Annotated in this window: 10 protein-coding genes; 9 read left to right on the forward strand and 1 reads right to left on the reverse strand. The window is 35.0% G+C overall.

Going from position 1 to position 10,743, the window contains the following annotated elements:
• Window positions 1-179: 179 nt before the first annotated feature.
• Window positions 180-932, reverse strand: coding sequence for a DeoR/GlpR family DNA-binding transcription regulator (locus RYK07_RS05665; protein ID WP_314852836.1), 753 nt, complete (start codon window positions 930-932; stop codon window positions 180-182).
• 429 nt (window positions 933-1,361) lie between these two features.
• On the opposite strand from RYK07_RS05665, the gene RYK07_RS05670 reads away from it, so the two are divergent.
• The 9 genes from RYK07_RS05670 (at window position 1,362) to RYK07_RS05710 (ending at window position 10,606) form a co-directional block, all read left to right on the forward strand.
• Window positions 1,362-3,128, forward strand: coding sequence for an L-fucose isomerase (locus RYK07_RS05670; protein ID WP_314852838.1), 1,767 nt, complete (start codon window positions 1,362-1,364; stop codon window positions 3,126-3,128).
• A 13-nt stretch (window positions 3,129-3,141) separates the two neighbouring features.
• Window positions 3,142-3,438, forward strand: a complete 297-nt coding sequence (locus RYK07_RS05675; protein WP_314852839.1) for a PTS sugar transporter subunit IIB — start codon at window positions 3,142-3,144, stop codon at window positions 3,436-3,438.
• Between the two features lie 4 nt (window positions 3,439-3,442).
• Complete coding sequence (locus tag RYK07_RS05680; protein WP_314852840.1) at window positions 3,443-3,814, forward strand: PTS lactose/cellobiose transporter subunit IIA; 372 nt, start codon at window positions 3,443-3,445, stop codon at window positions 3,812-3,814.
• Window positions 3,807-5,303 (forward strand): sugar ABC transporter ATP-binding protein, encoded by a 1,497-nt coding sequence (locus tag RYK07_RS05685; RefSeq protein WP_314852842.1) that lies wholly within the window; start codon window positions 3,807-3,809, stop codon window positions 5,301-5,303. The genes RYK07_RS05680 and RYK07_RS05685 overlap by 8 nt, the downstream gene beginning before the upstream one ends.
• Window positions 5,304-5,321: 18 nt before the next feature.
• A complete protein-coding gene (locus RYK07_RS05690; protein WP_314852843.1) occupies window positions 5,322-6,305 on the forward strand; it encodes an ABC transporter permease in 984 nt (327 codons plus the stop codon).
• A 73-nt stretch (window positions 6,306-6,378) separates the two neighbouring features.
• On the forward strand, window positions 6,379-7,458 hold the full coding sequence (locus RYK07_RS05695; RefSeq protein WP_314256729.1) for an ABC transporter substrate-binding protein: 1,080 nt from the start codon (window positions 6,379-6,381) through the stop codon (window positions 7,456-7,458).
• A gap of 26 nt (window positions 7,459-7,484) precedes the next feature.
• Window positions 7,485-8,975, forward strand: coding sequence for a rhamnulokinase family protein (locus RYK07_RS05700; RefSeq protein WP_314852844.1), 1,491 nt, complete (start codon window positions 7,485-7,487; stop codon window positions 8,973-8,975).
• Window positions 8,969-9,391 carry an RbsD/FucU domain-containing protein gene (locus RYK07_RS05705; protein WP_314679512.1) on the forward strand — a complete coding sequence of 141 codons (423 nt, stop codon included), beginning with the start codon at window positions 8,969-8,971 and terminating at the stop codon, window positions 9,389-9,391. The genes RYK07_RS05700 and RYK07_RS05705 overlap by 7 nt, the downstream gene beginning before the upstream one ends.
• Before the next feature lie 63 nt (window positions 9,392-9,454).
• A complete protein-coding gene (locus tag RYK07_RS05710; protein WP_314852845.1) occupies window positions 9,455-10,606 on the forward strand; it encodes an iron-containing alcohol dehydrogenase in 1,152 nt (383 codons plus the stop codon).
• Window positions 10,607-10,743 lie beyond the last annotated feature (137 nt).

Below are 10,743 nucleotides of genomic sequence, written 5' to 3' on the forward strand. Positions count from 1 at the left end.
TCTCATTGCTAAAATTCGAGCCTAAGGTCTCGAATTTCCCTGCCCCATAAGCAGCATTTGCTGCTTATGGAGCTAGTGCTACTATGGGAAGTCTTTTTTTAACTAAAAAATCCTTTTTTGCATTGAAGAAAAATCAAATACAAAAAAGGTCTAAGATTTTTATAACGATTTAATACCTATTACCAAAGAATTTCGCATTCCTTATTAACAGTGTCTTGGAATGAATCAACAGGTGCTTCATTTGTAATAATATAGTCAATCACATTGTAATTAGCTAATTTAAAATAGTGACTCGTATTAAACTTGGAAGAATCTGCTAATAATACTGTAAGATCTGCGTTCGCAATCATTTGTTGTTTTAATAAAGCTTGATTATAGTTTGCTTCATAAGAACCAAAACGATCAAGCCCTCTACAACTCATAAAGCAAATATCGGCATGAAAATTATTAATAAAATGGATGGCAAAATCTCCCAATGCCGAATTTGTTCCATAATCAATATGTCCTCCACAGAAAAATAAAGTAATATTATCATAATTATTTAATTGACGGGCTATTTCAATCCCGTTTGTAATAACTCGTAAATTCTGTAAGTTTGCAAAATATGGAACGAGCATAGCAGCTGTTGAAGAGCTATCAATAAAAATCGATTGATTGTCTGTTAAAAAAGTTGAAGCTGTTTCAGCGATATGTTTTTTTCCTGAAGTTTCTTCTTGTTTACGGCTTTCATAAGTATATTCCACATTATTGGTTGTGACTAATCTAACTTCCCCATGAGTCCGAATAATTTTCCCATCTTTTTCTAACTGGATTAAGTCTCTTCTTAAGGTTGAAGTTGAACAAAACATAAGAGATTCCAATTGTATTGTAGATATCATTTTTCTTTTCGATAAAATATCTAAAATCTTGGTCATTCTTTCGTATGAAACCATATTAAACCCTCCTGATATAGTACACCTTGAACGATTATGAACAATTATGAACAAATTATAGCACAAAATTTGGCGAAATTTCAATAGCGCTTTCATATATTGTATACGCTTTCTAATATTGGTATGATGAAATCAAGAAAAAGAGGATACTATTATGACATTTGATGAACAAGTAGTTTAAAACCGAATTTGTGATATTAATTGTTAGAAGGATGACTAAAAAGAGTTGTACAACAGTTTACAAATATCTTGATTCGATTTGATGATTATTCCATCATCGTAACGCCAACAGGTATCAATAAAATTAAGGAGGGTGAAATACTTAAAACAAATGTTTTAAATGGTAGGAAGTTATTAAAATTCAGTAATGAATTCTAAATTTTACAAGAATTGTACTGATAATAGGTATAAACAAGGAGGAAGGAAAAAATGATACAACATCCACGTATCGGGATTCGTCCTACGATCGATGGCCGTCGTCAAGGGGTTCGCGAATCTTTAGAAGTACAAACAATGAATATGGCCAAAAGTGTAGCAGCTTTGCTAGAGTCAACATTGAAATATCCAGATGGACAACCTGTTGAATGTGTGATTTCACCATCAACAATTGGACGTGTTCCAGAAGCAGCGGCATCACATGAATTGTTCAAAAAATCAAATGTTTGTGCAACCATTACAGTAACTCCATGTTGGTGTTATGGTAGTGAAACAATGGATATGTCACCAGATATTCCACATGCTATTTGGGGATTCAATGGAACTGAAAGACCAGGAGCTGTATATTTAGCAGCAGTACTTGCTTCTCATGCTCAAAAAGGAATTCCAGCATTTGGTATTTATGGTAAAGATGTTCAAGAAGCATCTACTACAGAAATTCCAGAAGATGTAAAAGAAAAACTTTTACGTTATGCAAGAGCAGCATTAGCAACTGGTTTAATGAGAGATACAGCTTACTTATCAATGGGTAGCGTATCAATGGGTATTGGTGGTTCAATCGTAAATCCTGATTTCTTCCAAGAATATTTAGGAATGCGTAATGAATCAGTAGATATGACAGAATTTACTCGTCGTATTGACCGTGGTATTTATGACCATGAAGAATTCGAACGTGCTCTTGCTTGGGTTAAAGAAAATGTTAAAGAAGGATTTGACCATAACCGTGAAGATTTAGTGTTAAGTCGTGAAGAAAAAGATAAACAATGGGAATTTGTTATCAAAATGTTCATGATTGGACGTGACTTAATGGTTGGTAACCCTCGCTTAGCTGAGCTAGGTTTCGAAGAAGAAGCTGTTGGTCACTATGCTTTAGTAGGTGGATTCCAAGGTCAACGTCAATGGACAGACCACTTCCCTAATGGGGACTTTATGGAAACATTCTTAAATACTCAATTTGACTGGAATGGTATCCGTCGTCCTTACATTTTCGCAACTGAAAATGATGCATTAAACGGTGTATCAATGTTGTTTAACTACTTATTAACAAATACACCTCAAATTTTCGCAGACGTTCGTACTTATTGGAGCCCTGAAGCAGTTGAACGTGTAACAGGACATAAGTTAGAAGGTCATGCAGAAAATGGATTCTTGCACTTAATTAACTCAGGTTCTTGTACTTTAGATGGAACAGGTCAAGCTACTCGTGATGGAGAAGCTGTTATAAAACCATTCTGGGAATTATCTCAAGCTGAAGTGGATGCAATGCTTGAAAACACTGATTTCCCAGCAGCAAACAGAGAATACTTCCGTGGCGGCGGTTACTCAACTCGCTTCTTAACAAAAGGAAATATGCCTGTAACAATGGTTCGCTTAAACTTATTAAAAGGTGTAGGACCAGTATTACAAATTGCTGAAGGTTACACATTAGAATTACCAGAAGAAGTTCACCATACATTAGATAACCGTACAGATCCAGGTTGGCCAACAACATGGTTTGCTCCTCGCTTGACAGGTAAAGGCGCATTCAAGTCTGTATATGATGTGATGAATAACTGGGGTGCTAACCACGGTGCAATCTCTTATGGACATATTGGTGCAGATTTAATTACATTAGCTTCTATGCTACGTATCCCAGTAAATATGCACAATGTACCTGAAGAAGATATTTTCAGACCAAAAAATTGGTCATTATTCGGAACAGAAGATTTAGAATCAGCTGATTATCGTGCTTGCCAATTATTAGGTCCAATTCATAAATAAAAGGGGTATTAGTATGACAAAAACAATTATTTTAGCCTGTGTTGGTGGTTTAACAACAAGTATGTTAGTAGAAAGAATTCATGAAGTGATTTATCGTGATAAATTAGATTATTCATTCTACTCAGTCGGAATTACAGGTGTTGATAATTTAAAAAATGTAGATGTTCTACTTTTATCACCTCAATTAGCTTATCTTGAAGAAAAAGCAAAAGCAAACCTTGATATTCCAGTTGCCATAATTTCAGATGAAGACTTTGAAAATATGCGTGGAGAAGAAGTTCTTAAACAAGGGATTGAATTATTAGGATAAGCCTATGAGTGATACAAAAAAAGCAGAAACAGGACGATTGATGCAACTCATAGTAAAAAGTAGTAAAGTGACAACTTTAGCAATGCAATCCATGAAGAGTGCTCTTGCAGGTGATATTTCATCTGCAAGAGAGTTACTCGATGAAGCCAAAGCTAGCGGCGTAGAAGCGCACAATATTCAAACAGAAATGATTCAACTAGAAATTAAAGGGGAAGCAAGTGCTCCAACATTACTAGCTGTACATGCACAGGATCATTTTATGAATAGTTACTTACTCGTTGAAATGGTTGGCATCGTCGTTGAACAACAAGCACAAATGAAAGCGCTCCAAGAGCGCGTTATAAAACTGGAACAGGTAGGTGAAACGCATGAGTAATCCAGTTATTCTTGAAATGAAGGGAATCGTAAAAAGCTTTGGTCCCGTTAAAGCCTTAAAAGGTGTAGATTTCGACTTAAGAGCTGGAGAAGTACACGCCCTAATGGGTGAAAACGGTGCAGGGAAATCCACATTAATGAAAGTACTAACAGGGATTCATAAACCAAATGAAGGTACGATTCACTATAATGGAAAACAAGTGGAATATTCAAAACCAAAAGAAGCAATGGATGATGGTATTGTTATTGTTCACCAAGAATTAAATATGATGAATGATTTAACAGTAGCACAAAATATTTTCATTGGGCGTGAAGAAATTAGTCAAGGGTTCTTTATCGATGATAATGCAGCTAATAAAAAGGCAAAAGAATTATTTAACTTGTTAAAACTGGATATTAATCCACAAGAAAAAGTGGGTCATTTAACAGTAGGGAAACAACAAATGGTTGAAATTGCAAAAGCGTTATCGATGGATGCAAAAGTTATCGTATTCGATGAACCAACTGCAGCTTTAACAGAATCAGAAATCAATGAATTATTCGTGATTATTGATGATTTACGTCAAAAAGGTGTAGGAATTACTTATATTTCTCACCGTATGGATGAAATTGCTCGTATTACTGACCGTGTAACTGTTATGCGTGACGGTGAATATGTTGGTACAGTAAATACAAAAGATACAACTAAAGATGAAATTATTGCGATGATGGTAGGACGTACAATTTATGAAGATCCAAAAGCAGCATCAGCAGTAGCAGAAGATGCACCAGTAGTCTTAGAAGTTGAACATTTAAATGCAGGAAGTTCTGTAAAAGATGTAAGCTTTGTATTAAGAAAAGGCGAAATCTTAGGATTCTCCGGTTTAATGGGGGCAGGTCGTACAGAAGTAGCACGTTTACTGTTTGGTGCGGATAAAAAAGATAGCGGTACCATTAAGATTAATGGTAAAGAAGTTGATATTAAAAATCCTCAAGATGCTATTCGTGAAGGGATTGGATACTTATCAGAAGACCGTAAACGTTATGGATGTATTGTTGATATGACAATTGCTAATAATACAGTAATGACAAACTTAGATAAGTATGTACATGGTGGTTTAATCAATGATGCAGAAATTGTTACAGCAAGTGATAAATTTGTTAAATCATTAAGAACAAAAACACCATCCTCAAAACAATTAGTTCGTAACTTGTCAGGAGGTAACCAACAAAAAGTTGTTATCGCAAAATGGTTAGAACAAGACAGTGATATCTTAATCTTTGATGAACCAACTCGAGGAATTGACGTTGGTGCTAAAAGTGAGATTTATACATTGATGAACGAGCTAGTTGCTCAAGGAAAATCAATTATTATGATTTCTTCAGAATTAACAGAAATACTACGTATGAGTGACCGTATTGTTGTTATGTGTGAAGGACGTAAAACAGGAGAACTTGACATTAGTCAAGCAACACAAGAACGTATCTTAGCTTTAGCTACAGATCGATAATTGAAGAGGGGTATAAATATGGAAGAGAGAAACTCCATCTGGACTAAACTAGTAAAAACAGTTGGGCTACAAAAATTAATCGCAATAATCGCATTGATTGTTATTTTCGGATTTTTTGCAGTATCAAGTGAATCATTCCGTTCATTTGATACAGCAGTCAGCATCTTAGATGCATCTTATTACATTGGGTTTTTAGCTATTGGGGTAACATTCGTTATTATCACTGGTGGGATTGACTTATCTATCGGTACAGTAATGATGTGTGCTGCTATTACTGGTGGTGTGCTCCATACAAAAATGGGTTGGCCTTTATGGTTAGCACTTTTAGCAATTTTAGTGATTGGAGGTGTATTCGGATTATTCAACGGAGTATTGATTGCGAAATTTGGTTTACCACCATTTATTGCAACACTTGGTACAATGATGATTTCACGTGGTTTAAGTTCAATCGTATCTAATGTACAAAGTATCACTTTCCCATTACGTGGAACTGGTGAAGGTTGGTATAAAGACTTATTCAGAACGCAAGATAATCTTCCTACAGGGTTGATTGTTCTGATTGTGGTAGCACTTTTAGCAGCAGTTGTATTAAATAAAACAAAAGTTGGTCGTTATATCTTTGCAATTGGTTCTAACAAAGAAGCTACAAGACTTTCTGGGGTTAATGTAATCAAATGGGAAGGTACAGCTTATGTGATTAGTGGATTATTAGCTGGTTTAGCTGGTATCGCATATGCAGCAACTTATTCAACAATTCTTCCTGGTACTGGTAACGGTATGGAACTTGATGCAATCGCTGGGGTAGTAGTCGGTGGTACTTCATTAGCCGGTGGTGTTGGTTCAGTAATTGGTACAATTATTGGGGTATTCATCATGTCAGTATTGAAGATTGGTTTACCATATATCGACTTACAACCACACTATCAATTATTCATCACAGGATTTGTAGTAATTGTAGCGGTTTACTCTGATATCTTAATCCGTCAAAACAAGAAAAAATAAGCGTTAAAATGTAGTGAGTGTTTCAAAATTTTAGTATATATCCTAAGGGGATAAATAAAAGGAGAGAAATCTTATGAAAAAATCATTGAAATTTGCAATTGCCACTTTTGCTTGTGCATCTGCGATCTTAGCAGGCTGTTCATCAAAATCAAGTGATGGAGGTAGCGGAGGCTCTAAAGGTGGAGATTTTAAAGTTGAAGTAATTGCGAAAGGTTTCCAACATGACTTTTGGAAAGCAGTTAACAAAGGTGCTTCAAAAGCAGCAGATGAATTAGGTGCTAAAATTACATTCGTAGGACCTCAAAATGAAACAGCGATTGCTGAACAATTAGAACAATTAAATAACGCAATTAACAAAAATCCAAAAGCTATTGCATTAGCAGCTTTAGATACAGAAGCTGAATTAGATGCAATTAAACAAGCTCAAAGTAAAAATATTCCAATTATCGGGTTTGACTCAGGGGTACCTGGTGCACCAGAAGGAGCTATTAAAGCAACAGCTTCAACTGACAACCACGCTGCTGGGGGAAATGCTGCAGAAAACTTATTCAAATTATTAGAAAGTAAAGTTGGAGATAAAAAAGCTCGTATTGGGGTTGTTTCTCAAGAAGTAAACTCTCTATCAATCACTCAAAGAACAAGTGGTTTCATTGATAAAATGGTTGAATTATTAGAGAAAAAAGGTATTAAAACAGCTGTAGTTGGACATGACAAATTCAAAAACAATGTTTCAGAAGCTGATGCTAAAGTTGTCATTGAAGTTCGTGTTCCTGCACAAGTAGATGATGCTGCTGGTAAAACAGAAGCTTCAACAGTATTAGAAAAAGAAGATACTATTGCAGTTTATGGTTCAAATGAATTTGCTGCTAAAGCAATCATCAACGCAAACGGTGGTTTCAAAGAATCTAAATTAGGCAAAGATAAAATCTTAGCTGTTGGTTTTGACTCAGGTGCTTTACAACAAGATGCTATCCGTAAAGGTGTCTTTGTAGGTTCAGTTACTCAAGACCCAGTTCAAATTGGTTACCAAGCTGTTAAATTAGCAATTGCTTCAGCTAAAGGTGAAACAGTTAAAGACGTAGATACAGGTTCTAAATGGTATGATGCTTCAAATATCGATAAAGAAGAAATCAAAGCATTATTATATGAATAAAATATAAAGAATATGGAGGAAAAAGCATGAGCTTAATGAAAGTGTTAGCTATTGATTTAGGAGCAAGTTCAGGGCGTGTCATGCAAGCCGTTTATAATGGCAGCTCCCTCCAGTTATCAGAGGTTCATCGGTTCAAAAATGAGCCGGTGAATCTTAACGATGGATTGTATTGGAATTTGTTACACCTATTTGGTGAAATCAAACAAGGAATTAAAAAAGCTTCAAATGATTCTATTCCGATTCGTTCCATTTCTGTTGATACATGGGGAGTGGACTATGCATACTTAGATCACAATGGAGATTTGCTCTATCAACCGCATTGCTACAGAGATAATCGAATGGGGCGTTATGAGGAATCGTTCTATCAATTAATTTCAAAAAATGAATTATTTAAGAAAACAGGGGTTCAACCTGCAACGTATAATACAATCTTGCAAATTTATTCAGATTTACAAGAAAAACCACAGCTAAAAGAAGTCGTACAAAGAGTTTTGTTTATCCCAGATTTAATTAATTACTTATTAGCGGGTGTTCTTGCAAATGAATATACAATCGCAAGTACGAGTGGGTTACTTGATGTATTCACACAAGATTTTTCAGAAGAAATTTTTGAAAAGCTAGGAATTCCAACTAAATGGTTCTCATCACCAGTTAAAAATGGAGCAGTATTAAGAGATTTATCACCAAGAATTGTTCAAGAATTAAAAGTTGAACCATTTAAAGTAATTGCAGGAGCTGGACATGATACAGCTGCAGCAGTTTTAGCAATTCCTTATGAAAATGAAAAAGGCACTGTATTTATTTCATGTGGTACTTGGTCATTAGTAGGAATTGAATCTGATAAACCAGTAATTACAGATGAAGCATTTGAATCAGGATTAACAAATGAAGGATGCTTTGATGGTAAATACAGATTACTTCAAAATACAACTGGCATGTGGATTATCCAAGAATTACAACGTGACTGGAGAAGTCAAGGTGAAGAAGTAAGCTTTGCAGAAATGGTGCAATTAGCTGAAAAAGTAACGGATAATCAAACATGGATTTATCCAAACGATCCAGTATTTGCTTCGCCAGGAGATATGGAAAGTAAAATCAAAGAGTTTTGTAAAGTAACTGGACAAGCTGTTCCGCAAACAAAAGGACAAATTGTTCGAATTGTAATTGAAAGTTTAGCCTTAACTTATTTAGAAACAATTGAACAATTAGAAGACTTAACAAAACAAGAGATGACGACCGTACAAATGGTAGGCGGAGGAATCCAAAATAAACTATTATGTCAAATTACTGCTAACTTTACAAATCGTCTTGTTATTACAGGACCAGTAGAAGCAAGTGCATTAGGAAATATTCTTTCTCAATTATTGACATTAGAAGTGATTCATTCACGTCAAGAAGCACAAAATCTTATTAAAGCTTCGGAAGTTGTGACTCGTTATGAGCCTCAACCTGTTGAAGGATTTACTAATATTCAACAAAAATTCAAACAAATTAAGAAAGGAATTTCATCATGTTAAAACAAATTCCTAAAATTTTGAGTCCTGATTTAGTGGCATATTTAATGGAAATGGGTCATGGTGATGAGCTGGTAATCGCAGATGCGAATTTTCCAGCTCACCGCATTGGACAACGTGTTGTTCGTATGGACGGACATGGCGTTCCAGTTGTTTTAGAAGCCATTTTAAAATTATTACCATTAGACACATATAGCTCATATCAAGCAGGATTAATGCAAGTGGTACCAGGAGATACAACAGTTCCAGTAATTTGGGACGAGTATAAAAAATTATTAGAAGAAAGTCATCCAGGTGCAGCGATTAAAGAATTTGAACGTTTTGAATTTTATGATCAAGCTGAAAAAGCTTATCTAGTGATTCAAACGGGCGAAAGTGCCTTGTATGGCAATATTATTCTGAAAAAAGGTGTTTTATAGGTATAAGCACTGATTAAAAAATAAAAAAATGAAAATTATTTATATTTTAAGGGGAGAAACATTATGTCAACATTTTATGTACCAGCAATTAACTTAATCGGAAGAGGAGTAGTAAACGAAATTGGATCTTATGTAAAAGACCTAGGTTATAATAAAGCTTTATTAGTAACAGATAAATTTATCCAATCAAGTGAAATTCTTCCTAAAGTTACAAAACCTTTAGATGAAGCAGGAATTGATTATGTTGTATTCTCAGATGTAGAACCTAACCCAACTTGTAAAAACGTAACAGATGGAGTTAGAGCATTAAAAGAAAACAACTGTGACTTCATTATTAGTTTAGGTGGTGGATCTCCACAAGATGCTGCAAGCTGTATTTCAGTTATCGCAACAAATGGTGGAAAACCTCAAGACTATGAAGGATTACACAAATCAGCTAAAAAAGGTTTACCAGTAGTAGCTATTAACACTACAGCAGGTACTTCAGCAGAAATTACAATTAACTACGTTATTACTGACGAAGAACGTAAAGTTAAAATGGTAATGGTTGATAAAAATAGTTTAGCATTAATCTCAGTTAATGACCCAGAATTAATGGTTTCTAAACCAGCTCCATTAACTGCAGCAACAGGTATGGATGCTTTAACTCACGCTGTTGAAGCATTAGTAACACCAGGTGCTTATGGAGTAACTAAAAAATTATCAATTGGTGCAATTGAATTAATTAAAGAATATTTACCACGTGCTGTAAAAGATGGTCACGATATCGAAGCTCGTGAAGGAATGGTAAATGCTATCTTCCTAGGTGGTATGTCATTCAACAACGCAGGTTTAGGTTATGTTCACTCAATGGCTCACCAATTAGGTGCTGTTTACAAATTACCACACGGTGTATGTTGTGCAATGTTATTACCAGTTATTGAACGTGAAAATGCAAAACGTGTTCCTGCAGCATTCCGTGATGTAGCAAAAGCTTTAGGATTAGATCCAGCTGGTAAAACAGATGAAGAATGTGCAGCTTATGCAATTAAAGAAATTGAAACATTATCTGAAACTGTAGGTATTCCTAAGAAATTAACTGAATTAGGAATTGAAGAAAAAGACTTTGATTTCGAATATCTATCTAAGAATGCGTTAATCGATGCTTGTGCACCTGGTAACCCATTCATGCCAACATTAGAAGAAACAATTGCTTTCTATAAAGAATTATTCTAATGATTAATAAGTTTTAAATCTTAATGTCCCTTTTCAAAGGGGCATTTTTTAGTAGACAAAAATCCCGTCAGTTTTTGATTCTGTGAAGTGACCCCAAAAAGTTAGACTTTTTTTGAGACGACATAAGTCGTCTCTTT

Source organism: uncultured Granulicatella sp., assembly GCF_963528315.1.
Classification (GTDB): domain Bacteria; phylum Bacillota; class Bacilli; order Lactobacillales; family Aerococcaceae; genus Granulicatella.

Bases quoted from the DNA above. Each gene is read 5' to 3' on its own strand.
- RYK07_RS05710 (WP_314852845.1), top strand. From the start codon at position 9,455: ATGTCAACATTTTATGTACCAGCAATTAACTTAATCGGAAGAGGAGTA.
- RYK07_RS05705 (WP_314679512.1), top strand. From the start codon at position 8,969: ATGTTAAAACAAATTCCTAAAATTTTGAGTCCTGATTTAGTGGCATAT.
- RYK07_RS05690 (WP_314852843.1), top strand. From the start codon at position 5,322: ATGGAAGAGAGAAACTCCATCTGGACTAAACTAGTAAAAACAGTTGGG.
- RYK07_RS05685 (WP_314852842.1), top strand. From the start codon at position 3,807: ATGAGTAATCCAGTTATTCTTGAAATGAAGGGAATCGTAAAAAGCTTT.
- RYK07_RS05700 (WP_314852844.1), top strand. From the start codon at position 7,485: ATGAGCTTAATGAAAGTGTTAGCTATTGATTTAGGAGCAAGTTCAGGG.
- RYK07_RS05670 (WP_314852838.1), top strand. From the start codon at position 1,362: ATGATACAACATCCACGTATCGGGATTCGTCCTACGATCGATGGCCGT.
- RYK07_RS05665 (WP_314852836.1), bottom strand. From the start codon at position 932: ATGGTTTCATACGAAAGAATGACCAAGATTTTAGATATTTTATCGAAA.
- RYK07_RS05695 (WP_314256729.1), top strand. From the start codon at position 6,379: ATGAAAAAATCATTGAAATTTGCAATTGCCACTTTTGCTTGTGCATCT.
- RYK07_RS05680 (WP_314852840.1), top strand. From the start codon at position 3,443: ATGAGTGATACAAAAAAAGCAGAAACAGGACGATTGATGCAACTCATA.
- RYK07_RS05675 (WP_314852839.1), top strand. From the start codon at position 3,142: ATGACAAAAACAATTATTTTAGCCTGTGTTGGTGGTTTAACAACAAGT.